27 protein-coding genes are annotated in these 23772 nt (G+C 42.5%); 8 read left to right on the top strand and 19 right to left on the bottom strand.

Translation table 11 applies throughout. From position 1 onward, the window contains the following. Positions 1-30: 30 nt before the first annotated feature. The 9 genes from JU57_RS03860 to JU57_RS03820 all read right to left on the bottom strand — a co-directional run bounded on the left by JU57_RS03860 (position 31) and on the right by JU57_RS03820 (position 10816). On the bottom strand, positions 31-2055 hold the full coding sequence (locus JU57_RS03860) for a dynamin family protein (RefSeq protein ID WP_037957189.1): 2025 nt from the start codon (positions 2053-2055) through the stop codon (positions 31-33). Continuing rightward, on the bottom strand, positions 2052-4424 hold the full coding sequence (locus tag JU57_RS03855) for a dynamin family protein (protein WP_037957187.1): 2373 nt from the start codon (positions 4422-4424) through the stop codon (positions 2052-2054). The genes JU57_RS03860 and JU57_RS03855 overlap by 4 nt, the downstream gene beginning before the upstream one ends. 130 nt (positions 4425-4554) lie before the next feature. After that, positions 4555-5274 (bottom strand): fumarate reductase iron-sulfur subunit, encoded by a 720-nt coding sequence (locus JU57_RS03850; protein ID WP_037957184.1) that lies wholly within the window; start codon positions 5272-5274, stop codon positions 4555-4557. Further along, positions 5271-7256, bottom strand: coding sequence for a fumarate reductase flavoprotein subunit (locus JU57_RS03845; protein ID WP_037957182.1), 1986 nt, complete (start codon positions 7254-7256; stop codon positions 5271-5273). Before JU57_RS03845 ends, JU57_RS03850 begins: the two co-directional genes overlap by 4 nt. Positions 7257-7258: 2 nt before the next feature. Then, a complete protein-coding gene (locus tag JU57_RS03840; RefSeq protein ID WP_037957180.1) occupies positions 7259-8041 on the bottom strand; it encodes a fumarate reductase cytochrome b subunit in 783 nt (260 codons plus the stop codon). A gap of 190 nt (positions 8042-8231) precedes the next feature. Next, positions 8232-9050 (bottom strand): prolipoprotein diacylglyceryl transferase, encoded by an 819-nt coding sequence (gene lgt, locus JU57_RS03835; RefSeq protein ID WP_037957176.1) that lies wholly within the window; start codon positions 9048-9050, stop codon positions 8232-8234. Between the two features lie 99 nt (positions 9051-9149). Continuing rightward, entirely contained in the window at positions 9150-9578 is a 429-nt protein-coding gene (locus tag JU57_RS03830) for an Hsp20/alpha crystallin family protein (protein ID WP_037957174.1), read from the bottom strand. 177 nt (positions 9579-9755) lie between these two features. Next, positions 9756-10412 carry a Crp/Fnr family transcriptional regulator gene (locus JU57_RS03825; protein ID WP_037957172.1) on the bottom strand — a complete coding sequence of 219 codons (657 nt, stop codon included), beginning with the start codon at positions 10410-10412 and terminating at the stop codon, positions 9756-9758. A 2-nt stretch (positions 10413-10414) separates the two neighbouring features. Next, positions 10415-10816 (bottom strand): YchJ family metal-binding protein, encoded by a 402-nt coding sequence (locus JU57_RS03820; protein ID WP_037957169.1) that lies wholly within the window; start codon positions 10814-10816, stop codon positions 10415-10417. 137 nt (positions 10817-10953) lie between these two features. Between JU57_RS03820 and JU57_RS03815 the strand changes: the two genes are divergently transcribed. After that, complete coding sequence (locus tag JU57_RS03815; RefSeq protein ID WP_037957165.1) at positions 10954-12132, top strand: sugar transporter; 1179 nt, start codon at positions 10954-10956, stop codon at positions 12130-12132. A 31-nt stretch (positions 12133-12163) separates the two neighbouring features. On the opposite strand, the gene JU57_RS03810 is transcribed toward JU57_RS03815, so the two are convergent. The 4 genes from JU57_RS03810 to JU57_RS03795 all read right to left on the bottom strand — a co-directional run bounded on the left by JU57_RS03810 (position 12164) and on the right by JU57_RS03795 (position 13366). Further along, on the bottom strand, positions 12164-12451 hold the full coding sequence (locus tag JU57_RS03810) for a type II toxin-antitoxin system RelE/ParE family toxin (protein ID WP_051906566.1): 288 nt from the start codon (positions 12449-12451) through the stop codon (positions 12164-12166). After that, positions 12441-12743 carry a hypothetical protein gene (locus tag JU57_RS03805; RefSeq protein WP_037957162.1) on the bottom strand — a complete coding sequence of 101 codons (303 nt, stop codon included), beginning with the start codon at positions 12741-12743 and terminating at the stop codon, positions 12441-12443. The genes JU57_RS03810 and JU57_RS03805 overlap by 11 nt, the downstream gene beginning before the upstream one ends. A 91-nt stretch (positions 12744-12834) precedes the next feature. Further along, positions 12835-13125, bottom strand: coding sequence for a type II toxin-antitoxin system RelE/ParE family toxin (locus JU57_RS03800; RefSeq protein WP_037957159.1), 291 nt, complete (start codon positions 13123-13125; stop codon positions 12835-12837). After that, entirely contained in the window at positions 13115-13366 is a 252-nt protein-coding gene (locus JU57_RS03795; protein ID WP_037957156.1) for a type II toxin-antitoxin system Phd/YefM family antitoxin, read from the bottom strand. The genes JU57_RS03800 and JU57_RS03795 overlap by 11 nt, the downstream gene beginning before the upstream one ends. 199 nt (positions 13367-13565) lie before the next feature. On the opposite strand from JU57_RS03795, the gene JU57_RS03790 reads away from it, so the two are divergent. Next, on the top strand, positions 13566-13883 hold the full coding sequence (locus tag JU57_RS03790) for an antibiotic biosynthesis monooxygenase (RefSeq protein WP_037957153.1): 318 nt from the start codon (positions 13566-13568) through the stop codon (positions 13881-13883). Between the two features lie 111 nt (positions 13884-13994). Here the strand turns inward: JU57_RS03790 and JU57_RS03785 are convergent, their stop codons facing one another. The 5 genes from JU57_RS03785 to hemB form a co-directional block, all read right to left on the bottom strand. Then, positions 13995-15257 (bottom strand): (Fe-S)-binding protein, encoded by a 1263-nt coding sequence (locus tag JU57_RS03785; RefSeq protein ID WP_037957336.1) that lies wholly within the window; start codon positions 15255-15257, stop codon positions 13995-13997. 3 nt (positions 15258-15260) lie between these two features. Further along, positions 15261-16634: an oxygen-independent coproporphyrinogen III oxidase gene (hemN, locus tag JU57_RS03780; RefSeq protein WP_037957150.1), complete on the bottom strand. Its 1374-nt coding sequence runs from the start codon at positions 16632-16634 to the stop codon at positions 15261-15263. Between the two features lie 8 nt (positions 16635-16642). Continuing rightward, positions 16643-17101 (bottom strand): DUF2603 domain-containing protein, encoded by a 459-nt coding sequence (locus tag JU57_RS03775; protein ID WP_294875714.1) that lies wholly within the window; start codon positions 17099-17101, stop codon positions 16643-16645. 29 nt (positions 17102-17130) lie between these two features. After that, positions 17131-18057 (bottom strand): ornithine carbamoyltransferase, encoded by a 927-nt coding sequence (gene argF, locus JU57_RS03770; protein ID WP_037957144.1) that lies wholly within the window; start codon positions 18055-18057, stop codon positions 17131-17133. 75 nt (positions 18058-18132) lie between these two features. Further along, entirely contained in the window at positions 18133-19107 is a 975-nt protein-coding gene (gene hemB / locus JU57_RS03765; protein ID WP_037957142.1) for a porphobilinogen synthase, read from the bottom strand. Positions 19108-19287: 180 nt separating this feature from the next. On the opposite strand from hemB, the gene ribA reads away from it, so the two are divergent. Together ribA and mscL are read left to right on the top strand one after the other, a co-directional pair. Beyond that, on the top strand, positions 19288-19851 hold the full coding sequence (gene ribA, locus JU57_RS03760; RefSeq protein WP_037957140.1) for a GTP cyclohydrolase II: 564 nt from the start codon (positions 19288-19290) through the stop codon (positions 19849-19851). Positions 19852-19989: 138 nt separating this feature from the next. After that, positions 19990-20418 (top strand): large conductance mechanosensitive channel protein MscL, encoded by a 429-nt coding sequence (gene mscL, locus JU57_RS03755; RefSeq protein ID WP_037957139.1) that lies wholly within the window; start codon positions 19990-19992, stop codon positions 20416-20418. A gap of 56 nt (positions 20419-20474) precedes the next feature. Here the strand turns inward: mscL and JU57_RS03750 are convergent, their stop codons facing one another. Further along, a complete protein-coding gene (locus tag JU57_RS03750) occupies positions 20475-21071 on the bottom strand; it encodes a superoxide dismutase (RefSeq protein WP_037957137.1) in 597 nt (198 codons plus the stop codon). Between the two features lie 212 nt (positions 21072-21283). On the opposite strand from JU57_RS03750, the gene rsmG reads away from it, so the two are divergent. Genes rsmG through JU57_RS03730 form a run of 4 tightly spaced genes read left to right on the top strand, consistent with a single transcriptional unit; the run spans position 21284 to position 23701 of the window. Then, positions 21284-21853 carry a 16S rRNA (guanine(527)-N(7))-methyltransferase RsmG gene (rsmG, locus tag JU57_RS03745; RefSeq protein WP_037957136.1) on the top strand — a complete coding sequence of 190 codons (570 nt, stop codon included), beginning with the start codon at positions 21284-21286 and terminating at the stop codon, positions 21851-21853. Then, on the top strand, positions 21843-22067 hold the full coding sequence (locus tag JU57_RS03740; protein ID WP_037957135.1) for a PP0621 family protein: 225 nt from the start codon (positions 21843-21845) through the stop codon (positions 22065-22067). The genes rsmG and JU57_RS03740 overlap by 11 nt, the downstream gene beginning before the upstream one ends. After that, complete coding sequence (locus JU57_RS03735; RefSeq protein WP_037957133.1) at positions 22067-22444, top strand: hypothetical protein; 378 nt, start codon at positions 22067-22069, stop codon at positions 22442-22444. Before JU57_RS03740 ends, JU57_RS03735 begins: the two co-directional genes overlap by 1 nt. A 9-nt stretch (positions 22445-22453) precedes the next feature. Continuing rightward, entirely contained in the window at positions 22454-23701 is a 1248-nt protein-coding gene (locus tag JU57_RS03730; protein WP_037957130.1) for a diguanylate cyclase, read from the top strand. The last annotated feature ends 71 nt before the right edge of the window (positions 23702-23772 follow it).

The raw sequence follows: 23772 nt of genomic DNA, 5'->3' as shown, positions 1-23772 counted from the left end.
AATGACTTTACATGTAAAAAAGGGATAGCCTTACACTATCTCTTTTCTCAATGCCTCTATCTGCTCGATGATCGTGTGGTGGCGTGCTTTTCGCTCTTCTAAAAAGGCTACTTTCTCCTCTTTAATCGCGGTAAATTGACTGATCAAGCGGTCGTAATCTTTATTGAGAAACGTGTTGCGTGTGTTCATCATATTTTCAAGCTCGTAGAGGTGAAACGATGTTCGAAGGCGCTCTTTGATCTCATCAAGTTTGGGCGTGTAGAGCGAAAATTTTGTGGGGTTTTCCTCGTACAGTTTGACGGACTTTTCGATCTTATTTTCCAAAAATGCGACACACACTTCGGTAGCATTTTGGTAGTTAAAACTCACCGCGCTGGAAAGATGGTTGAACTCAGAGCTGATCTTGGCGTACGAACTGGCAATCTCATCGTTAAAGGGCTTAAGAATGCTCTCATACGCTTTCGAGGCAAAACGGCGCATATTGGCAAACTCGATGTCAGAGTGAAGCTCTTCGCTTTTGCGAATCACCTCATACGGCGCTTGCCACTTTAAAATACCCTGCTCTAACGAGCGATACACCAAACGGTTTTTATCGTTGACTTCATTTTGGATGGAGAGAAGATTTCGGACGTATTGTTTGAACATTTTACCGATGAGATTCTCTTCGTAAAAGAGACTTTTATAGATGAGATCGGAGTTGATTTTAGGCGCTTGATACTCAAAGGGAATATAGATGGCTTGTTTGCTAAACAGTCCTGCTTTTTGGGCTTCGTAGCGTGTCAGCTTCTCACTGCTCATTTGGTTGTAAATCGCGTCCGCAATCGTTTCGATGATCTGTTCAATGCGCATAAACGCACTCTTAAGATCGTGTGAAAATTTGCTTTTAAGATCGCTAAAAAGCCCCTTGGCTTCGGTTTCGAAACGGACGATCTCTTCTAAAAGTTCATCGTAAATGGAGAGGAAAAGCTGATGCTGTGCGATCAGTTTGGTTGTAATTTCATTGACCTCTTTTTTGATCGCAAACTCTTTGGACTGGGTCGATTTGGGTTGAATCTCATTGCGAATAAACTCTAAGACTTTATCGATATTTGACGCTTCCAAGAGCTTAAGATTTGCCCCCAAGTCACTTTGCAAGATCGAATCCAGCGTGGTTTGATACGCCTTAAATTCATGCTCAATACCACTAAAATCAAGCTTCTCGCCACCGTTTTGCAGCTTTACATGTAAAGCGTGCATGAACGATTCTAACGTCTCTTCCATCATCACTTTTTTGTCGTGACTGCGTGATTCCAACGCTTGACGCGCTGAGATCGGGATGACATCGCTAAAGAACTCTTTAAACGCTGTTTTGACATAGTTGGTTGTCTCTTCGATCTGTTGCGGTGTAAATTTATCTTTTTGATTGAGAACGCAGAGTGACTTGTTTTGGTACTTGCCAAGGTACTCTTCCAAAACTTGAAGTTCACTCATTTTTCCCGCATTGTCGATGAGCGTCAACCAGATAATACCATCCACTTCTCTGAGCACTTTTTCGGTCGTTTGCGTGTCGCTTGCAGCTTGCGAATTCAGACCAGGCGTATCAACAAACACAACGTCTTTAAGAATATTGAGTGGTGCATACAGCACAAGATAGGCAATGTCTTCGACGTGCTCTCGCTGATCGGTAAAGTGCGCAATCGTGTTGATGTCATGGTACTCATCCCGTCCATCTTTATAGCGTACGCGGATCTTAAACTCTTCGCCATAACGAATATAATTGACTTTAGACGTTACGGGCGTAATGCCTGTGGGCAAAATACTTTTGGCTAAAAGCGCATTCAAAAAGGTGGATTTTCCACTCGAAAACTGTCCCGTAATCGCCACTTTCATCGGCTCTTCGGAGCGCATTTGAAGGCGATCTAGCGCTTTTTTGAGCTGAATGGAAGCGTGGTGTTCTTCGCTAAGAAGCACGTACTGTACTTTTTTGAGTGCGCCTAAAAGCGTCGCATCAAATTGAGGAGCTTCTTTTAAAAAATGCTCTTTATAGGAGGTGACAAAACTCTCTATCAGGCTCATTTTGACTCCTTAGTTACATGTAAATCATTTAAAACAATGCCCATCACACGTTTTTTCTCTTCGATCTCTAAAATGCGCGCTTCACGGTTCAGTGTTGCATCTTTCATCTGACGCATTGCTTTTTCTAACAGCGCCTCTTCAGTGCTAAAACGCTCCTCGATCAGACGTGCTGGTGCTTCGCAGAGGCTTACAAAAGAGCTTAATAGCTCATGATTGATGGTGTGCAATTTCGCTTCGAGCATCTCTTTGACATGTAAAAATTCGGTTCCCAAAATCGTATCAAGGGATGTTGAAAGCATATTAAGATCATTTTTGCCGTATTTTTTGATCGCATCATTGACGCCAGAGATCACAATCGTGCTGTTTTTAAAGATCAAAAGTGAGCCCAAATGCTCTTCACAAAAGGCTCTCGCATCAAAATGATGTGCCGATGTATCGCTTTTAAATTCGCCGTATTGGGCATCCATGTACTCTAAAGCACTTTGCATCTTTTTTTGAAATTCATAGCGATAATCCCGCACCACATCGACCAAACCATCTTTCATCGCCGTCTCGATCATCGAGCCAATGCGCTCCTCTTTGGGCGCTTTTTTGTTTTTACTAAACTCATAACTGACATCATCGGTAATACGTCGTTTTACAACATTTTGCAGTTTATCAAGTTGGTTGCTTGCAAATTTTTGAAGGGTACCAAAGTAGTGCTCCATCTCCTCTTTGCTTTGCGCCACACTGGTTTTGATCTGCTCTAGGAAACTTGCCATCACTGTTTTTTCGTCTTGGTGTTTGGCGTAAGCTTGCTCAATCTCTTCGTGCGAGATGTTTAAGTAGTGCAGCTCTTGCTCAAACGATGCCATCGATTCGACGATGAGTGACTCGATCTCTTTACGATTGGAGGAGATGATCAGATTGGCTTTTTGACTGTTGCTTCCAAAAAGCACCTCTTCAAGATACGCCTCCACCAGTGGTAAACCCGTGCGCTCCATATCATAACCAAGGGCAAGCGCTTCTTCGCCTTGAGCTAATTTGTGCATCAACGCCAGTTTTCCCGCAATCGGAATAAAGACGATCTTGGCGATCACTTCATCGAGTTTTGCACCCCTGTTTTGCTCTTTCAAACGCGCTTCGATGCTGCGTTTGGTGTAGTCGATAACCTCTTGCAACTCTTTTTCGGCAATCGCGTCAATGCGCGTAATGACGATGAGCAACTGCGCCACGTTACGGTACAACAGCGCGTCGATGATAAAGTCAATATCTTTTTGCGTTGCCGCTTGCGCCGCGTTCATAAGATGAATCATCAAATCGCATTCACTGAGGTATTCCAGCGTGATCTCTTCACGTTGTACCACAGGATCATCGAGTCCTGGAGTATCGACGATTTGGACGCCATCTTGAACAAACTTCAGATCGGTGTAGAGTTCCACGCTTTTGACAAGATTGCATTTTTTATCGGAGTGTTTGGCGGAGGTATACAGCGCTAAGCTTTCCACGGGGATGGACGCACTCTCGCCTTTGGAAGTGATGAGGGTGTTAAACGTTTCACCAAAATGCGCCCTACTTTCTTTTACAAACGCTTCCAAACTCTTAAGGCTTTTCGCACCCTCTTCGATGGTGTTCCACTCTTTGGCATTCCAAAAGTTTACAACAGCGTAAGGCTCTTTGGCGTATTTGATCAATGTGAGATTGGCGGTTTCGGGAACAACGGACGTTCCTAGAACCTCTTGCCCCAAAAGCGCGTTGAGCATCGTGGATTTTCCTGCGTTCATAACGCCCGTGATACCGATGGAAAAGCGTTGATTTTCAAGGCGTTCGGGGATACCATGTAAGCGCTCTTGAAGACGAGGAAGTTCAATCACCTGTCTAAGGTTTTCAATGGCAACAAAAAGCCTATAGAGTGCTGTTTTGTAGTAGTTTTCTTGGGGTGTTGCATGCTTTACATGTAAAGCCGTGACTTCGATCTTTTTCTCTTCGATAAGTGAGAGGATGCTGCTGAGAGAACGCAAGGCATCGTAGGAGATAATCCCCTCTTTTTTTAAAAGCTCTAAGCGTTTCAAAATGGCATGATTGATCTGGACATTACCTAGATCTATCAAATATCCGAGCAGTTGGCTTTGAGCGTATTGAATTGTTTCTTTGCTAAAGGTTGTGTGTTGAAACAGGGTTTTTAAAACGGTTTTAGGTTCTTCAAGGCGTGCCATGTTGGCACAATTGTGAGGGCTGATGATAAGCAAGATAGCAGCGCTATCGCAAAAATGATCGAAAGCGGTTGAGAGAATCTGATCAAGCTCTCGTTTATGTTTTTCGTCAAAAACAGCCTGCTGGTTTAACCTCTCACTCCAAATAAGTAAGAAAAAATCATTGATTACATGCATGAGATACTATCTTTAAAGTTTTTTTGATTATATCAGTATTTCTTATAATAGAAACAAAAATGTAAGACTAAATGTCAAGATTAAGGCAAGGGATAAGACAAGTGTCTTATCCCTTTAAAAGAAGGCAAATTTATCTAAGCGCTACGAGTTTGCGTCTCATATAAGCGATTTTTGATTGAAGTGGTAAGTGTTTTGGGCAGTTGTCTTCGCACGCAACGAGACTCATACATCCAAAAACACCATCATCATCACCGACAAGCTCATAGAAGTCTTCATCGGTTCTCTCATCGTGTGGATCCATAGCAAAACGAGCCACTCGGTTCAAACCAACCGCACCAATAAAGTTTGGACGCATGAGTTTTGTACCGCACGCTGCAACACAAATACCGCACTCAATACAACGATCAAGCTCAAAGGTCTCATCCGCGAGTTTTGGCTCCATCGGCGCTTCAAGTTTAGCAATATCAGGTTTGTGGTTCGTGTGAATCCAACTCTCAACACGTCTACTCATATCGTTCATCCAGTTACCAGTATCAACCGAAAGATCTTTGATCAGTTTAAATGCAGGCATTGGCATAAGTTGAATCACGCCACCTGGGAAATTTTTTGTCAATGTACGGCATGCCAAAGAGGGTTTACCATTGACCATCATGCCACAACTACCGCAGATACCTGCACGGCATACAAAGTCAAACGAAAGATCCGCGTCCATTGTCTCACGAATTTTGGTCAGCGCAATAAACAGAGTCATACCATCAGTCTCTTCTAGCTTGTACTCTGCAAAGTGTGCTTTAGAAAGTTTTGATTGTGGGTTATATTTCATAGCCCTTATGGTAATCGTTCTACTCATTGTGCATCTCCAAATCTCTCATTTTTAGCTTTATAGTAAGGTTGAAGCGTAAATGGCATCAGCGCATCTTGGATCGCATGTCTGTCTTTGCCTGCAGCTTCCATCTCTTCACGAATCTTGTCTACCTCTTCTTGGCGTTTAAGGCTGAGTTCATTTTCAATAATCATACCTTTTGCACCGTATCCGCGGAACGCTGGTGGAATTTCCATCTTCATAATGTCTAAATCTTCATAGCTCACGGTTGGAAGCGTAGCACCCTCGCTCCATGAGGTAAGGGTTCGTTTCAACCAGTTTGCATCATCACGTTTCAAGAAGTCTTCACGGTAATGCGCTCCACGACTCTCGGTTCGCTCACGCGCACCCATCGCAACACACAGAGCAAGTTTGAGCATCATAGGGACTCGGTACGCCTCTTCAAGCTCTGGATTGGCAGAGGTTGTTTTCGATTTAACGTTAACATCGTGCGATTTTTTAAGCAGCTCTTCAAGCTCGTTGACCGCTTCAGCAAGACCTTTGCCATCACGGAAAATCGCAACTTTTTCCCACATAATTTCACGCATTCTGTTTTTGATTTCAAAGATGTTGTATTTACCTTTGTTGGTTAACAGATGATCGATAAAATCTTTTTGTTTTTTGAGTGCTTTTTCAATCGTTGCCGTATTAACATCCACTTCATTGGATAAACAAAAATCTGCAAAATAATCACCCACAATCATACCTGCAACAACGGTTTCGCTCACTGAGTTACCGCCAAGACGGTTAAATCCGTGCATATCCCAACATGCCGCTTCACCTGCAGAGAAGAGACCTGAAAGGGTAGGAGACTCGCCCGTTGGTTTGGTTCTGATACCACCCATTGAGTAGTGTTGCATTGGAAGAACGGGCGCCCAACCTTTTGGACCTTCATCCGCAGGGTCAATACCGTTAAAGATTTGACAAATTTCTTGCACATCTCTTAGGTTTCTCTCAATGTGTGCACGACCAAGAATCGAAATATCTAGCCACAAATGCTCACCATACGGAGATTTAACACCTTTACCTTTACGGATGTGTTCCATCATACGACGACTTACAACGTCACGACTTGCTAGTTCTTTTTTCTCTGGCTCATAGTCAGGCATAAAACGATGTCCATCAACGTCTCTTAGAAGACCACCATCACCTCTACAACCTTCAGTTAAAAGGATACCTGAAGGAACGATTGGAGTTGGGTGGAATTGTACGGCTTCCATGTTACCCAGTGTCGCAACACCCGTCTCAAGGGCAATCGCAGCACCGATACCATCACAAATAACCGCATTGGTTGTTTGTTTGTACAATCTTCCATAACCCCCCGTTGCGATGAGTGTTCCTTTAGCAACGTAAGCCCAAAGCTCACCTGTTACAAGATCTCTTACAATCGCACCGTAACAACGGTTGTTTTCATGAATCAACGCAATCGCTTCTTTTCGATCTTCAATGTTGACGTTATGTTTAAGTGCTTCATTGGCAACACCAAAAAGCATGGTATGTCCTGTTGCATCTGCTGTATAACAGGTTCTCCATTTTTTCGTACCACCAAAGTCACGTGAGTGAATGTAACCATGGACTTCATCGTCTTCCACAATGGTTGTTCGCTCAGCATTGATGATCGCTTCTCTGCTACCTTTAGCAATTCTCGTCCAAGGCACGCCCCAGCCCGCTAATTCACGGATCGCTTTAGGAGCAACGGTAACGAACATACGTGCAACTTCTTGGTCACAGCCCCAGTCGCTACCTTTTACGGTATCGGCAAAGTGAACATCTTCGTTATCACCACGACTCATTTTTGAGTTACCAAGACTTGCTTGCATACCACCTTGTGCCGCAGCAGAGTGAGATCTCTTGACCGGACAAAGACTTAAAACTGTTGTACTAAGACCACGAGATTGCGTCGCAACCGCCGCTCTAAGACCTGCTAAACCACCACCGATTACCAGTGCATCACAATATTTTACGTTCATTTTTACGCCCTAACCTTCACATCATATCTTGCTTCTACTTGTGCCGTTGGTTTATACGCTTCACCTGCATTATCTCTGTGCTCGTAGCCAATTTTGACATACGCAGCCAGTGTTAAAAGACCAAGTGCCAAGAAAAAGACGGTAACAGCCCATTTCACTTTTTTGAGGTTTTTACGAGATTCTTTAGCGTTTTCGCCTTCAAACCAACCCCATTTAACACAGAGACGGTAAAGACCAATACCACCGTGGAACTCAACGGCTAGAAGAAGAAGAAGATAAAATGGCCACATAAAGTCGCTGTACATTCTATCGGCTGAACCGTATGGTCCAATTTCATCTGCTTTAACCGCCATCGTAAAGAGGTGTGCAGAACCCAAGAAGAACATTGCAAAACCGGTGAACGCTTGTGTAAACCACATTGTCGTATCATCGTGTTTCATCATGCCCATGTGTGTTTTGTAGGCTTGATACTGTCTAAAATTAATAGGCAATTTTCGCATACCGAGCATTGCATGTACAATAAAGACAGCAAACACAAACAATACGATTCCTGAAACGATCCAAGGCTGTGGTTCGCTTAAGAACAGACTGCCTTCAAACATTTTGGTTACGGTGTACATAAAGTCTTTGCTGATCAAAATTGTTGATACAAAGAACATATGTCCCCACATAAACAAACCTAAGAAGAGTCCTGTCGCACTTTGAATATAATCAAGTTTGGCTGGAACTCTACTCTTTTTTCCCTCAACGCTCGTACCTAGAAAACCTTCAAGTAGGTCACTCACATCTTATCCTTTTTGTGAAGTTTTATAAACACTCATCAATGTGCACGATAACACATTCATAAATACTTAATCTCATTTAAAAACCCTATTTCCAAAGCATTTTTAGTTCATTTTGAAGCATTACGATTATGCTATTGTGTACATACTGATCGAAATTATAATACACGAAAGGGGATTTAAAAGGGATTTTTTACCCTCTTCTCCCCTGTTTGATAATAAGCATATATAATACAACAGAGGCAATTGCCATCAGAATTGAGAGCGCTTGTCCTTTGCTCATCCAATCGCCATAGACAAAGCCAATTTGGAAGTCGGGTTCTCTCCAAAATTCCGCCACAAAGCGACCAATGGAGTAGAAAAGCCCGTACAGAGCGATGAGCTCACCATCGTATTTTTTGAAGTTTCGATAGATATACAGCAGGAGAAAGACCGCTAAGCCTTCAAGGAGTGCTTCGTAGAGTTGCGAAGGGTGACGCAGTACACCATCGACGTAAATACCCCATGGCACGTCGGTGGGACGACCAAAGAGCTCTTGATTTAAAAAGTTTCCGATACGACCAAAAACATACCCCACCGGCACACTGAGCGCTACCACATCCAAAAGTCTCCAGACGTTGATCGTGTGTTTGAGGTAAAAAAACCACGTTCCTAGGAAAAATCCGACAATCGCACCATGATAGCTCATGCCCCGAATGCCCACAAACGTTCCATCCATAAAAGGGTTAAACATCTGCCATGGATGGCTTAAATAATAATCCACATGCGGATCGTAAAACAGAATATACCCAATGCGCGCACCCAAAACGATGCCGATTTCGATCCAAATAAAATAGCTCTCTAAGACTTGATTAGTAAAGCCGAGATTATCACGCTTGACAAACCACTTCGCGGCGTAAAGCGCGCCAAGAAGGGCAAGCATATACATAAGCCCATACCAATGCACGGCAACGGGTCCTAATTTAAAAGCAACAGGGTCAAATTGGCTGTAAATGTTATTCCAAAAAAGCATTAAAATCCTTACATGTAAAAGATCGTAAGTATGCTAACACATTTGGGATTAGAGGAGAATGAAGAAGAGGTAAGGAGCTTTGCACTCCTTACATGTAAACTATTTGACGGCGATTTTTTTCACTTCGCTTTTTTCAACTTTGAGTTTAGGAAGCACGACTTCGAGCACACCGTTTTCGCTGCTCGCCTCAATGTTTTCCACATCTACGTTCTCAGGCAGCGCGAAGCTTCGTTGGAACTTGCCGTAACTGCTCTCGACTTTGTAGTAGTCTTTTTCCGCACGCTCTTCTTTAAAACTTCGCTCGCCTGAGATGATGATCTGATTTTCCTTGAGATCAATGTGAATGTCCTCTTTTTTGATCCCTGGAAGATCGACTTCAATGTGGTACGCAAATTCACCTTCACGCGTACTCACCGTTGGACGAAACGCGGAGATGCCACTCTCATCTGCTTGTTCAAGATTGTAGTTAAACAAGCGACTCTCCAACTCTTTGAGTTCTCTAAACGGATTAAATCGTGTGACTAACATGGTAAACTCCTTATTTTTTTGAGAGAAGTTTAATACATGTAAAAATAAATGTCTGCCACTTAAGTAGCACAAAAACCATTTTTAATCACGGCTTTTAGGCAAAGCCCAAAAGCCTACGCTAAGCCGCTGTGGCGCTAAAGCTTGCCTCTTGCGAGGCAGAATGTGATTGTATGACGTTTATTCTTCAGGAAGGTGTTCGAGTAGGTTTTGGGAGTCTTTGATGAAAATCTCTTTGCGTTTCACATCAATCAGCCCTTGCTTTTTTAAGGATTGTAAATTACGGTTAAGCACTTTGCGCACTGTCCCCACAAGGCTTGCGAGCTCTTCATGCGAGAGGTTATTAATGAGTTTAAGCGTCTGCTTATCGCCTTGTTTTTCGATATTTTTAGCGATCAATTTTACCAAACGCGTTGTCGTATCATACAACGAAAGATCGCTTGCCAAGGTTTCCACATCGCGCAGTTGTTTCGCAACATAAGGCAAAAAGAGTTTGTTAAACGAAGGTTTGGTCTCGATCCACTCGCGAAACAGCTCGATGGGAAAGACAAGGAGTTTCACATCATCGAGCGCCATCGCCACATTCTCATGCACTTTGGCATCCAAAAGGGTAATGATGTCGTACATATCGCCTTTCGATAAAAGATAGAGTATCTGCTCTTTGCCATTCTCAAAATTGATCTGTGAAATTTTGACACGTCCTTCCAAGATGACAAAAAAGTGCTCCATGCACTCTTCGGGGCGCATCAGGATTTCGCCTTTTTTGACGTACACCACGCGCCCAAAATGCTCGATGTCCTCTTTGAGTTCTTGCTGAATCACTTCCAGTGCGTACATGACTACCCTTTCACATCGCCATCGACATACATCCACGCTTTGCCAAATCGCTTAAAGCGTGAATGCTCTTCATGCAAACCTTTCGCATCATTTTGCACAAACGAAGCACGAAACGAGACTTTACCTACTTTATCGTTTTCTCCCCCTTGCCAACACTCTAAAACACTCAAATCTGTCCATGCCAACGCTTTACATGTAAAGGCAATTTCTTCTCTCAAATGCTTTGTGCGATGGCTTGGATGCGTGGTTTCAACCAGATAGTCCACCAATCCAAAGACAAACGCAGCGTAACGTGAACGCATGAGTGCCTCAGCCGTTGGAGCATTATGATGTTTATGGTACCGTTCACAACACGTTGCATAGGTTTTTCCACTATCACAAGGGCAGAGATTTTCTTCTTTCATTCGTCCTCTTTTGGTTACATGTAAGCGATTATTATACAAATTTTTCGTTAAATCCCCGCTCTCAAACGAGCGTTTCAACGAGGTTTTTCCCTAGTTTGGCTACAATGACCGCTCATTTACCACAAGGCTTTTTGACTATGTTTGCTTCGCTTTTACGCTTATGGAGACCTTGGTTTCCCGTCGTTTGTCTCACCATTTCAGCGTTTATTTTTAACACCACCGAATTTGCTCCCATTAGCCTCCTCACGGACATCGCGAGTGATTTTAACATTAGCGAAGCACACGCTGGACTGATGATGACCGTTTATGCGTGGGTCGTAGCCACAACATCGTTACCGTTGATGCTGCTTACCAAAGATATGGAGCGCAAAAAACTGCTTCTGCTTTTATTCTCTTTTTTTATTGCCAGTCATATTCTCTCCATGCTCGCGTGGAGTTTTTGGGTTTTGATGATTTCGCGCATTGGCATCGCCCTTTCGCATGCTATCTTTTGGTCGATAACCGCTTCACTAGCGTATCGTTTAGCCCCACAAGGTAAAAAAACGCGCGCACTGGGCATTTTAGCCACAGGCACATCCCTTGCCATCGTTTTGGGCTTACCTCTGGGTCGTCTCATCGGTCAAAGTTTGGGCTGGCGCACCACCTTTGCCTGCATCGCTTTGATCGCCTTTGCGATGATGTTTTTTCTCCTCAAACTCTTACCACAGCTTCCCAGTGTGAACGCAGGTTCGCTGAAAAGTTTACCGCAACTCATTAAACGACCAGCCCTTATGGGTGTGTATCTTTTAACCGCTTTAGCCATCACCGCGCATTTTACAGCGTACTCCTACATCGAGCCTTTTGTGCAACAAATCGCCCATTTAAGCGGTGACTTTGCGACCATCACACTTTTTATCTTCGGTATCGCAGGGATGCTTGGAAGTATCATCTTCGCACGCTTCAAACACCACTATCCTTTTACGATTGCTGTCAGTTCACTCGGACTCCTCATTGCATCGCTACTGTTGATGCTTCCCTTTGCACCTTATGAAATGCCATTCAGCGCTCTATGCCTATTTTGGGGCATTGCGATTTGCCTCGTTAGCCTCATTCTGCAAGTCACCGTTTTAGAACTAACCCCCGATGCAACCGACGTTGCCATGTCCCTTTATTCGGGCATCTATAACATTGGCATCGGCGGAGGTGCTTTTGTGGGAAGTTTCGTTATATCGAAAAGTTCAATGGCAAACGTGGGATTGTTCGGAGCTTTGTTTGGAAGTGTGGCGCTTATGTTGGCGATTTGGATTTGGAAGAAGTATCTTTTGGTGAAAAACTAGAGGTTTACATGTAAAGGTTTTATTTCTTATATCACGCCCCTTTTGGATGATATAATTCTTGATGAATCAGCGCCAAGACAGAGATAAACTCTTCTTCAATCGCATAAACAATGGTATAGCCTTTGTAAATGAGATCTCGTATCGTTTTATCATCATGATAGATGGATTGTCTACATTTATAGGGCATCTCAAGCAATGTTTGACAACTTTTCAAAATACCTTTTTGAAAGGCTTTAGCGGCACTTGGATTATCCAACGCTATAAACTGAATCTTTTTTTCGAGAGAAAGCACAAACTCTTTTTCAAACCTAAGCTTCATTGCTTAAACGTTTTTCTAACGCTTCAAGTGAATAAAAGGTCGCTTCGTTGTTTTTGAGTTTTTGCACTTGAGCGGCTACAAATTTTTTATCTTCTTCAAATTTTAACCGTGCAATCTCTTGTTGCACAAGTTGGTCTATTTCATCGTTACGCATAATCACAAAATCAAGCTTGTTGTTTTTCAAAACACCAATTTTCGCAACCTCATGACTCGCCAATTTCGCAAGTACACTGCCAAAATTCTTCGCTACATCGGTACTACTCATCAGTTCATTGGGTTTGTAAGTTAGCATTTTAATCCTCGCTATTATACGGATAATCTTATGGATAATTATAGTTTAATGAAGGATTGGTGTCAAGGAGGGGTTTACATGTAAAGATAATTTATTTGCCAAATCGTGAATGAAGCGCATTGTAAACTTTATTGTTTTCACGTTTTCCCACAACTAAAACAATGATAACAACCCTTTCATCAATCACTTCATAGGCAAGTCTGTATCCTGCTGTTTTGAGTTTGATTTTATAGACCGCATCAAATCCAACCAGTTTGTCTTTAGGCACTTTTGGATTTTCCAGTCTCTCTTTCAGTTTCTTTTTAAACTGCTCCTTAATAGTCTCACCCAAATTTTTCCACTCTTTGAGCGCTTGTGGGTGAAACTCTAACTCATAGCTCATCAAGTGTTACTTTGATAGGCGTATAAGTTTCGCTTTGCCTGCTTGTGACTTCTTTGGAGAGCATATAATCATCTAGCATCGCCATCAATTTTTCATAGGTTTTAGAAGGAACAAGGTAAGCACTTGCCACATTATGATTGAGTATAGCAATGACTTCATCGCCTGCATTTTCAAGGATTTGCGTAGGTGATTTTTTAAGCTCAGTGATGCTTGCTGTGTAGTTTGATAAAATAGGTTGCATAATAGACACCTTTTTTGGTACTTTATTTAGTGTTTATTATACATAGGTGAAGGTTTTTTGTCAAATGAGGGGTTTACATGTAAAGAGTTTAGCTACCTCTGCCTTCCACATTTTAGCTAACAGTTTATGTGTTCAATTATTTAACAAATATCAAGCTCTTTATAGATAGTATTCGCAAAATACCAATAAAGGAGTTCCCATGTCTCTCATAGCAAAAACACCAAAGCCACCGTATTACGCAGTAATCTTTATTTCTCTTCGCACTGAAGGTGATAATGGTTACGGAGAAATGGCAACTAAAATGGTTGAATTGGCTTCAAAGCAGCCTGGATTTATCGGAGTTGAGTCTGCGCGAGAAGATGTAGGCATTACCGTTTCGTATTGGTCAGATATTGAGTCAATAAAAAACTGGAAAGCTAATCTTGAGCATCAAGAAGCACAAAGGCTTGGTCATGAAAAATGGTATTTATCTTTTAAAACAAGAATTTCAAAGGTTGAGCACGACTACGGCATTTAATCGTTGGATTCACTAATATTCACCATAAATTGAAGAATTACACACAACGTGAGGTCAAAAATTTCGACCCCACATTGAGCTCTGTTACAATAGAAAAAACATTAGGCAGTATTACCCCTCTCTTAGCGCTTTAGCAATCAACTCAATCGGGTTTTTAAACACAACATCGACCTTTTGTCCGTGCATTGCATCACTCAGCTGCATACGACAGGCGCTACACTCAGCACTGACATACTCAGCACCTGTTTCTTTAATCATCGCGGCTTTTGGGAGTCCTGCGGCTTTAGCAAAACGGTAATTTCCAGTTTGCATGGTAACGCCACCAAAACCACAACAGCGATTTGGGTCGCTCATCTCAATCATGGCGTAATTTTTAGAGAGTAAGTTGCGTGGTTCTTTCCAAACGCCTTGCATTTTACGAGCGTGGCAGGGGTCATGGTAGGTAACGGTGTCGCTTTGTTTGGCTTTGGTTGCTAAGATCTGTGCTAAATTCGTCTTTTTCTCTAGGTATTCCGTTGCCATAAAGATGTGTGGAGCGATGGCTTTGGCTCTTGCTTGCCACTCGGGTTGATCGTGGAAAAAATGAATGTAGTCTGCTTTGATCATCGCGCTACAGGTCGCTTCAGGGATGATGATGGCATCAAGTTCATTTACAAAACCTTCGATGTATTCGATGTTGAATTTTGCCAAAAAATCCACACTGTCAAAATCGCCCGTGAAGTACTGAGGCGCACCACAGCATTTTTGTTGTTTGATAAGGTAAGCGTCTATCTGTAACTCTTTTAAAATCTCTAAAAGCGACTTGCCGATGTCGGTGTACATGTAGTTTGCCAAACACCCGATAAAAATACCTACTTTGCCCTTACCACCATTATAAACAACATCAGGATGGGAATTTAAAAAGGTCTTTTTGGCAAGGCTTGGAAAGAGTCTGTCCATCTTAATGATAGGGAAATTTCTAAGATACATAGAGCTTTGTTTCTCTACCATCTTAAAACCACAGGTTTGAAACATGTAACCAAAGCGTGCAAGCACATCCATAATGTTACGGTTGCGCAGTAAAAAGAAGGCGAGTTTTTTGTACCACGCAAGTCCAAATTTTTTACGAATATCATTACGTGCTTGTTCTATCAGCATATCCACAGGCAGATCGTTCGGACAGACATCGACACAGTTAGTACATAAAAAACAGCTCTCAAAGATGTCTTTAGCGTTTTTATCCAGCTCGAGTTCACCGCGTTGGTACGCGCCAAGAAGATCTAAAAAGCCTCGTGGCGAAGTTACTTCATCACGGTTAACTTCGTGAATCGTACACACAGGAATACATTTTCCGCACTTGACACACGCATCGCTCGTTACATTAAATTTAAACATCATTTACACCGTTTTACTGAAGCGTCGTAGCTCTTCAGGGATTTTTTGGAGGTACGCATCAAAAGGCATCACGATGTTGCGAATGAGCAGTGTGCCCGTGGTATTGACGAAGATTTTTTTAGCAATTCTATCCACAACGACTAATTCTTCTTGCTCAAATGGCTCAAGCGCTTTAACAGCATCCGCAAAATAGTCAAAAAAGTCAATGCCAAATGCTTGTTCAATGCCAGCGATATTGAGTTTAAAATTGCTCATCATCTCCATAATAACCGCTTTGCGAAGTACGTCGTCATCATTGAGTGTCAACCCACGATGCACAGGCAAAACACCCGCATCGATGGCGTTTTCGTACGCATCCATCTCTTTGAAGTTTTGCACGTAATGACTCAAACCCTCACCGATGCTCGTGAGTCCAATGCCGATAAGATCAGCGCCACCTTTGGTCGTATACCCTTGGAAATTGCGGTGCAATTCGCCTTTTTCAATCGCCAAGAAAAGCTCATCATCTGGCTTTGCAAAGTGATCCATGCCGATCATTTTGTAGCCATTGGACTCTAAATAATCAATCGTATAACGCATAATGGCAAGCTTGACACTCGGGTGTGGGAGTGTCGTTTCATCGATCTTACGCATTGATTTTTTCATCCACGGCACGTGCGCGTAGTTAAAGACGGCTAAACGGCTTGGATCAAGGGAAACGGCTAAACGAAGTGTCTCTTTGAACGTACCAAACGTTTGATACGGCAGTCCGTAAATCAAATCCATATTGATCGACTTGATGCCTGCACTTTTTGCCATCTTCACGACATTGGCAGTCACATCGTAAGGCTGGATGCGATGGATCGCTTTTTGAACCCCATCGTTAAAGTCTTGCACACCATAACTCACACGGTTAAACCCGTTACATGTAAGCACATCTAACTGCTCTTTGGTTAAGTAACGAGGGTCGATCTCACAGCTGATTTCAGCGTCTTTGGCAAAGTTTTTAAAGTGGCGCTTGATAGCGCCGATAATGCGCTCCAACTGTGCTGTGCTAAAAAACGTTGGTGTACCACCACCAAAGTGCATCTGAATCACTTCACGCGACGTATCAAGGTGTTTGGAAAGCAGTTCGAGTTCGCGCTCAAGATAGTCAATGTAGCGCTCTTTTTTATCTTCTTTGCTCGTGTAAACAACGTTACAGCCACAGAAATAACAAGCACTTCGGCAAAAAGGAAGGTGAAAATATAAAGAGAGTTTACGGCTCTTATCTTGGGTTGCCAAGACGTCCTCATAACTTTTACATGTAAAGCTCTCGTGAAACTCGGGCGCTGTTGGGTAACTCGTGTACCTAGGACCCGCTTTGGAGTACTTGGCAAATTTATCAAAATCAATCATGCTGCATCCTAGCGCTGTGTCGCGCTGATAATACTCGCCCCTTCAGGCAAATAGAGATCTTTAATATCTAAAAAGAGATTGGGGTGATCTTTTTTGATCTTTTTGATTAGTTTATTAAAGTCTATGTCTTTCTTTTTACTTTTGTTCATCTCTTCCATTGCCACGGTTAAAACATCGTTAAAATCGAGCGGTAACTGCTGCAAAATGCTCTTTTCGAGCTTTAAAAAGAGGGCTTCTTGCTCCGCTTTTTTAAAATGCTCTATCATCTTGCTCAGCGTCTCAATGGAGAGCAGTGCATGGAGCTTTTGCTTCTCGTCATACACCAACCATGGCTCTTTCGCATTGTCCCATGAACCGCGTTTAAGGCGCAAAAGTTTTGTGCTCTCTTCCTCGCTGGGAGTTATCTCCAAAACCGTTTGTTCTTTTTGTTTACTGAGGCTCAAACCCTTAGAAATTTTTTCTATCATCCTGAACTCTTTTCGTCTTTTAAATTCCATTAGCTATTTCTATGCCTATCGAGCCATACCATCACGGCTTTTTGGGCATGAAGTCTGTTTTCTGCCTCATCAAAAATCTCATCGGCATGTGCTTCAAAGACACTTTCACTCACTTCATAATCGCGGTACGCTGGCAAGCAGTGTAAAAACATCGCATCTTTTTCTGCCAAGTCCATCATCGCATCATCAACCATAAACCCTTGAAAATCAGCAATTCGCTTCGCTTTTTCCGCTTCTTGACCCATCGAAACCCATGTGTCGGTTGTCACTACCGTAGCACCTTTGATCGCCTCTTTTGGATCATTGCCGATTGTAATGACCGCACCACTCTCTTTGGCAAAAGCAAGTGCTTCTTCTAAAATGGTCGCATCGACTTCATACCCTTTGGGGGTTGCGACGCGAAGCTCAAAGCCCAGTTTGGAAGCGAGCATGAGCCACGAATGGGTCATGTTATTGCCATCGCCTACATACGCGACGATGGGGTTTTGATCTTTTTTGTACTCGACCATTGTAAGATAATCTGCCATCAATTGCACAGGATGGTACGAATCGCTCAGACCGCTGATAACAGGCACACGTGAATAAGCGGCAAACTCTTCTAAGGTACTTTGCGCAAAGGTGCGTATCATCACTATATCCACCATGCGGCTAATAACGCGCGCCGTGTCTTTCATGGGCTCACCGCGTCCGAGTTGCAAGTCATTGGAAGAGAGGAATAATCCTTTGCCTCCAAGCTGATGAATGCCGACTTCAAAACTCACACGCGTACGCGTAGAGCTTTTTTCAAAAATCATCCCTAAGGTTTGATTTTCAAGGTAGGGTTTAAATTTCCCTTTTTTAGCCTGTTTTTTGATCTTGATCGCCAAATCGATGATCTCTAAAATCTCTTCTTTACTATAATCTTTCAGGGTTAAAAAATGTCTCATACTTTTATGTCTCCTTTTATTTGGGCAAAGCCCCTATAAAATTCCCCGCACTAAAGCTAACGCCTTGCGTAGAATTTATCTCCTTCTTAAAACTTTAGCTACTTCTTTCGCATGGTAACTGATGATCATATCAGCCCCAGCACGTTTAAACGCGATCATCGTCTCCATCATCACACGCTCATAATCAATCACGCCTGCACGCCCAGCGGCTTTAAGCATCGCGTACTCGCCACTCACGTTGTAAATACACAAAGGGGTTGAGGTTGCATTGCGCACATCGCGGATGATGTCTAGGTATGCAAGAGCAGGTTTAACCATCAAGATGTCCGCCCCTTGCATCTCATCTTCCACCGATTCTGCGATCGCTTCTCTGCGGTTTGCTGGGTCCATTTGGTAGGTTTTACGATCACCAAAGCTTGGAGCAGACTCTGCCACATCGCGGAAGGGTCCATAATAGGCACTGGCAAATTTGGTCGAATAACTCATAATCGGAAGGTTGATAAACCCTTCGCTATCCAGCGCTTCGCGTAATGCTTCGATCATACCATCCATCATACCACTTGGAGCGATCATATCTGCACCTGCGTGCGCATGCACGAGGGCTTGTTTGGCTAAGATTTCGAGTGTCGCGTCGTTATCAACGCTCTCATGCTCGATGTCTAAAATACCACAATGTCCGTGGTCGGTAAATTCACAAAAACACAAATCGGTCACGACAAACATGTTCGGATACGCTTTTTTAACGGCTTTGATCGCACTCGCGATAATGCCATGCTCGCAGAGCGCGTCGCTTCCCACGCTGTCTTTGACCTCAGGAATACCAAATAAAATAATCGAGTTGATGCCAAGGTCTTGCAAGCTTCCACACTCTTTCACAATTTCATCAATGCTCATCTGAAAAACGCCCGGCATCGAGCTGATCTCTTTTTTAAACCCTTCGCCGCTTTTAGCAAATAACGGATAAATAAAATCGTCCATACTCAGTGTTGTTTCGCGCACCAGTGAACGAAGCGTTGCATTCATTCTTAGTCTTCTAAATCTTTTAAACATTCTTTTGCCTTATCTTGGTTAAAATGACCTGCCTTATTAAACTTTCTGCCGATGAAATCGGCTAGCTTTAGCGCCCCAGTGGCTAACGTAGTCACAAGAGCTTCGCTGTTGTGGCGTGCTAAGACTTTTTGAAAGTCTAATAAAAAATAACGATTTTAGCATAACTGGATATAAAAGAAAATGAAAATAGAAATTTCCGAGGTTGCGAACCTCCCATCACGTTTTGGGACGTTCAAAATCCAATCGTTTAAAGAGGGTATTAAAGAGCATTTAGTCGTTTTTAAAGAGCCTTTAGGAGAGATTCCGTTGGTGCGTGTTCACAGCGAATGTTTAACCGGAGACAGCATGGGAAGCCTCAAATGTGACTGCCGTGATCAGCTGGAATTTGCGCTTGAAACCATTGAAAAACAAGGTGGAATGGTCATTTATTTACGTCAAGAAGGCAGAAACATTGGGCTTCTCAACAAAGTCAATGCGTACGCGCTGCAAGACAAAGGGTTTAACACCATCGAAGCGAACCATCAGCTAGGCTTTCTCGATGATGAGCGCACCTATGAGATCGTCGAGTTTATTTTGGACCATTTTAAGATCACCCAAATTAAGCTTTTAACCAACAATCCTAAAAAAATTGAGAGTCTGAAAAACATTGAAATTGTCGAGCGAATTCCTGTGATTATTCCTTCCAATAAATTTAATGCAGGCTATTTGAAGACGAAAAAAGAGCAAATGGGACATCTTCTTTAGGAGTCACAATGATACGCGAAGCCAGCATTGCCGATGCTGATCTCATCGTTCAGCTTCTTGAATAACTTGGATACGCACCATTTTAGATATGTCGAATCTCCCAAATATTTCGTCAAACATCTATTTTAAAGGAGTTCCATGTTCAAAGAATTTCGTGATTTTTTACTCAAAGGTAATGTGGTCGATATGGCGGTTGGGTTTATCTTTGGTGCGGCATTTGCGACCATTGTCAAATCACTTGTCTCAAACGTGATTATGCCTCCCATTGGTCTGCTTTTGGGCAATGTGGATTTTTCATCGCTTTTCATCGCACTCGATGGCAAGGCGTATGCTTCTTTGGCAGATTTGGAAAAAGCAGGAGCGCCTGCGATTAAACTGGGTGTCTTTTTCAATGACTTCACCTCGTTTGTCATCTTAGGCTTTGTCATGTTTATGATGATCAAAGGCTACTCAAAAATCGCTCCGAAAAAAGTACCTGAAGCAGTCACAAAAGTCTGCCCAGAATGTGCTATGGCTATCCCCGTTGCGGCTAAAAAATGCCCCTATTGTGGCAGTGAACAAGCGTAAAAACGTGTTTACATGTAAAGCATTTGAGCTTTACATGTAAACCTAAAAAAAGCACGTTACGCGTTTAAATTTGCGTTAACAAAATCCCAATTGACAAGATTTTTGAGGAGAATATCCATATAATCAGCGCGTCTGTTTTGATAATCCAGATAATACGCATGCTCCCAGACATCGACGGTTAAAAGTGCTTTTTGACCGTGGGCTAGTGGCGTGTCAGCATTGGCGGTTTTGGTGATTTTCAGTTTTCCACCCTCTAACACCAGCCACGCCCAACCGCTACCAAATTGTGTAAGTCCTGCGTTTTTAAACGCATCGGCAAACGCTTCAAAACTGCCAAAATCTTCCGTTATTTTAGAAGCAATGGCACCAGTGGGAATGCCACCACCGCCTTTTTTCATACAGTTCCAGTAAAAGGTGTGGTTCCACACTTGAGCGGCATTGTTAAAAATACCCACTTTTTCAGGGTTATTAACAACCGCTACAATGATCTTTTCAAGACTCTCGTCGGCGAGTTCACTCTCTTTGATAAGATTGTTCAGATTGGTAACATAGGTTTGATGATGCTTTCCATGATGAAAAGAGAGGGTATTGGCTGAGATGTAAGGTTCTAGTGCGTTAGCTTCGTAAGGAAGTGCCGGTAAAATAATCGCCATAAAAAACTCCTTTGTTGAAAATTTAGAGACACTTCATTCTACTGCTTCTTGATAAATGAATGCTAAATAGAAACAATTAGTTGCAACGACGTATTTATTGAACCTTTTTTGAGACTTTCTTACCCTAAGAATGCTTATATTTTTTGGTTAATCGCTCATTAATCGCTATTTTGCTATTATAAAAGCTTAAATGACACACAAGGTTTTAGGCAATGGCTGTATATGAGCTTCCCAATACGTTTTGGCAAGATGTGGACGTGTTTTCGACCCTTCTGCTGCAATACAACCAAACCCACAATATCTCGGGTGCCAAAACCAAAGAGGTTGTACTCAAAAATGTGGACGATAGCATTTACCCTTTGCAGTATTTACATGTAAACGATTTAAAACGTGCGATTGACATAGGCACTGGGGCTGGATTTCCAGGTCTCTTACTCGCCCTGGCTCTGCCACACGTTCATTTTACACTGTTTGAGCCGATTGCAAAGAAAAGTGCTTTTTTACATTTAGCCAAAACTACACTGGAACTTAAAAATGTCGATGTATGCACCAATAGAGTGGAAAAAGTCACACCTTTTCAGGTCGATCTGATTAGTTCGCGCGCCGTTACCAACACCAAAATGTTGGTACAATTGTGTCAAAACTTTATTGATCCTTCCACAACGCTTCTGTTTTACAAAGGCGAACTGGTCGATGAAGAGATCCAAGGGCTGAAAAATTGCCACGTTTACCAGCGTGATAAACGCTATTATCTTGTTATGAAGGATGTTCATGTTCATTAAAATCGCGTTGTTTGCCGGTGTTATCTTTCTAATTTATATCTTTTTTTTCAAAAATAGCCGTAAAGACGATATTCAAAAAAGTGCTTCCAAAAAAGTTCTAGAGGGTGAAACAATGGTCGAGTGCCATGCGTGTTCAACCTTTATCAGCCACAAAGAGGCCATCATTAAAGATGGACTTTATTACTGCTCGAAAGAGTGTGCAAGGTTGCCCTAATGATACTAATCGGTCATGAACTTATTTCCAGCGAGCCTTTCTACCAAGTTGCATCCATCGAAGAGATTGCCAAAACACCCTCACACGCTGTGGTTCTCTTTGAGTTTGAACCTGCCTTATCAGCGTATTGTGTCGCACAAAAGATTTCGTTTGCTTTACATGTAAGACATATTAAAGAGCTCATTTTTGCCAATGCGCTAGGTGCTTCTTACTTTGTTGTCGATAAAAGTTTAGCCCTTCATGCGCAAAAAATTGCCGATAATTACCTTTTTGATAGCAAAGTGTTACTTTTAAGCAATGATGAAAATGAGATCGAATTTGCAGCTTCTCATGCCATCGATGGGATTTTATTTGAAACCGGTATTAAATCACTTTAACGAGGGTATATGAGCAAACAACACTCTTTGATCCTTGCTTCGCTTATAACGTTACTTTATTGGTTTCTTGACGCGTATACCAATGTATCGCTTTACGGCTCTTCGTTGATGGATGAAATTTTACTCAAAACACCGCACACGCTTATATTTATTAAACTCTTAACTGCAGGGCTTCTCTTTACGCTTACCCTAACACCGCTTTTTTTCAAACAGCGTATGGATAAAAATGCGCCCATACCTCCCAATCAATATGCAGAATTACAACGGATCTCTGACATTCTCTTCTCCTCGCTCTCGACCAAAATCAATGTGATGAAAGCACTTGAAATGCTTGAAGAGAGTCTGCATCTTGAATCAAGCTTACTTTTTATCTACAGCAAAGAGAGCCTGAGCCTCTACAATGAAAATGAGTTTATCAAAGCCACGTTTCGCTCCAAAGAGATTTTACCGTTTCGCACGAACCCTTCCAGAAGTGCTGTTGAGACGTTTGCCATTAACTGCTTTTTGGAAAAACGAATGAGATCCAAAGAGAGCGTTAAGGCAGAAAATAAACCGGTCACGCTTTTGAGCTTTGCATTAAAAGAGCCTCGCAGTGAAACCATTTTGGGCAATCTTGTGCTAGCAACCAACGATGCAAAATTTTTGGAAGAACAGACAGATATGATCGAAAAATGCGCACAGATGCTGACATTTACGCTCTCTATAGCCGCGAAAAAAGAGCTCTTGCAAAACCTCAATTCGCAATACTCCAGCGATACGACGGGACAGTTTGATAAGGTACTCAATATCATGAACTTTATAAAACTGCAAGAACACATCGATCAAGAGTACAAACGCCATAAACGCTACCATACCCAATTAACACTGGTTCTCATCGACATTACGATGCTCAAAAACCTTACCAAGGTCTTTCCAGCCGAAGTGGTGACAACCCTTAAAAAAGATTTTATACAGTTAGTCATTAAAAATACACGTGAAGTGGATATTTTTGGAAAGTGGAGCAATGACCAGTTCTCTCTGCTTTTGCCCGATGTAGATTTTCGTGCAGGGCAACACGTGGCTAAAAAACTTCAAGCGATTTTAGATGAGACCAAATTCGCCAGAGTCGGCAAAATCAGTTGCAGTTATGGCATCACTTCGATTTCACCCAAAGACACCATCGGTAGCTTCAAAGCCAGAGCGGAGAGTGCCCTTGTTGCAGCCTCTGCCAAAGAGGGAAATGCCATCGAAGTGAAACTCCAAACCACCGAGAGTTAAATTATGGGTGTTACACCATTTACGTAACGGTATCTTCAACACCCCCTAAAGCTTCATAAAACACGTTTTAT

Origin of the sequence: Sulfurospirillum sp. SCADC (assembly GCF_000743525.1) — a bacterium.
In the GTDB taxonomy this organism is placed as follows: domain Bacteria; phylum Campylobacterota; class Campylobacteria; order Campylobacterales; family Sulfurospirillaceae; genus Sulfurospirillum.
The sequence above is the reverse complement of the archived record's forward strand: the minus strand, read 5'-3'. Positions and strand labels throughout refer to the sequence as shown.

What these genes read in the sequence shown, in the direction of transcription:
- JU57_RS03860 (WP_037957189.1), bottom strand. Translation starts at nt 2,055, where the DNA reads ATGAGCCTGATAGAGAGTTTTGTCACCTCCTATAAAGAGCATTTTTTA.
- JU57_RS03855 (WP_037957187.1), bottom strand. Translation starts at nt 4,424, where the DNA reads ATGCATGTAATCAATGATTTTTTCTTACTTATTTGGAGTGAGAGGTTA.
- JU57_RS03850 (WP_037957184.1), bottom strand. Translation starts at nt 5,274, where the DNA reads ATGAGTAGAACGATTACCATAAGGGCTATGAAATATAACCCACAATCA.
- JU57_RS03845 (WP_037957182.1), bottom strand. Translation starts at nt 7,256, where the DNA reads ATGAACGTAAAATATTGTGATGCACTGGTAATCGGTGGTGGTTTAGCA.
- lgt (WP_037957176.1), bottom strand. Translation starts at nt 9,050, where the DNA reads ATGCTTTTTTGGAATAACATTTACAGCCAATTTGACCCTGTTGCTTTT.
- JU57_RS03830 (WP_037957174.1), bottom strand. Translation starts at nt 9,578, where the DNA reads ATGTTAGTCACACGATTTAATCCGTTTAGAGAACTCAAAGAGTTGGAG.
- JU57_RS03825 (WP_037957172.1), bottom strand. Translation starts at nt 10,412, where the DNA reads ATGTACGCACTGGAAGTGATTCAGCAAGAACTCAAAGAGGACATCGAG.
- JU57_RS03820 (WP_037957169.1), bottom strand. Translation starts at nt 10,816, where the DNA reads ATGAAAGAAGAAAATCTCTGCCCTTGTGATAGTGGAAAAACCTATGCA.
- JU57_RS03815 (WP_037957165.1), top strand. Translation starts at nt 10,954, where the DNA reads ATGTTTGCTTCGCTTTTACGCTTATGGAGACCTTGGTTTCCCGTCGTT.
- JU57_RS03810 (WP_051906566.1), bottom strand. Translation starts at nt 12,451, where the DNA reads ATGAAGCTTAGGTTTGAAAAAGAGTTTGTGCTTTCTCTCGAAAAAAAG.
- JU57_RS03805 (WP_037957162.1), bottom strand. Translation starts at nt 12,743, where the DNA reads ATGCTAACTTACAAACCCAATGAACTGATGAGTAGTACCGATGTAGCG.
- JU57_RS03800 (WP_037957159.1), bottom strand. Translation starts at nt 13,125, where the DNA reads ATGAGCTATGAGTTAGAGTTTCACCCACAAGCGCTCAAAGAGTGGAAA.
- JU57_RS03795 (WP_037957156.1), bottom strand. Translation starts at nt 13,366, where the DNA reads ATGCAACCTATTTTATCAAACTACACAGCAAGCATCACTGAGCTTAAA.
- JU57_RS03790 (WP_037957153.1), top strand. Translation starts at nt 13,566, where the DNA reads ATGTCTCTCATAGCAAAAACACCAAAGCCACCGTATTACGCAGTAATC.
- JU57_RS03785 (WP_037957336.1), bottom strand. Translation starts at nt 15,257, where the DNA reads ATGTTTAAATTTAATGTAACGAGCGATGCGTGTGTCAAGTGCGGAAAA.
- hemN (WP_037957150.1), bottom strand. Translation starts at nt 16,634, where the DNA reads ATGATTGATTTTGATAAATTTGCCAAGTACTCCAAAGCGGGTCCTAGG.
- JU57_RS03775 (WP_294875714.1), bottom strand. Translation starts at nt 17,101, where the DNA reads ATGATAGAAAAAATTTCTAAGGGTTTGAGCCTCAGTAAACAAAAAGAA.
- argF (WP_037957144.1), bottom strand. Translation starts at nt 18,057, where the DNA reads ATGAGACATTTTTTAACCCTGAAAGATTATAGTAAAGAAGAGATTTTA.
- hemB (WP_037957142.1), bottom strand. Translation starts at nt 19,107, where the DNA reads ATGTTTAAAAGATTTAGAAGACTAAGAATGAATGCAACGCTTCGTTCA.
- ribA (WP_037957140.1), top strand. Translation starts at nt 19,288, where the DNA reads ATGAAAATAGAAATTTCCGAGGTTGCGAACCTCCCATCACGTTTTGGG.
- mscL (WP_037957139.1), top strand. Translation starts at nt 19,990, where the DNA reads ATGTTCAAAGAATTTCGTGATTTTTTACTCAAAGGTAATGTGGTCGAT.
- JU57_RS03750 (WP_037957137.1), bottom strand. Translation starts at nt 21,071, where the DNA reads ATGGCGATTATTTTACCGGCACTTCCTTACGAAGCTAACGCACTAGAA.
- rsmG (WP_037957136.1), top strand. Translation starts at nt 21,284, where the DNA reads ATGGCTGTATATGAGCTTCCCAATACGTTTTGGCAAGATGTGGACGTG.
- JU57_RS03740 (WP_037957135.1), top strand. Translation starts at nt 21,843, where the DNA reads ATGTTCATTAAAATCGCGTTGTTTGCCGGTGTTATCTTTCTAATTTAT.
- JU57_RS03735 (WP_037957133.1), top strand. Translation starts at nt 22,067, where the DNA reads ATGATACTAATCGGTCATGAACTTATTTCCAGCGAGCCTTTCTACCAA.
- JU57_RS03730 (WP_037957130.1), top strand. Translation starts at nt 22,454, where the DNA reads ATGAGCAAACAACACTCTTTGATCCTTGCTTCGCTTATAACGTTACTT.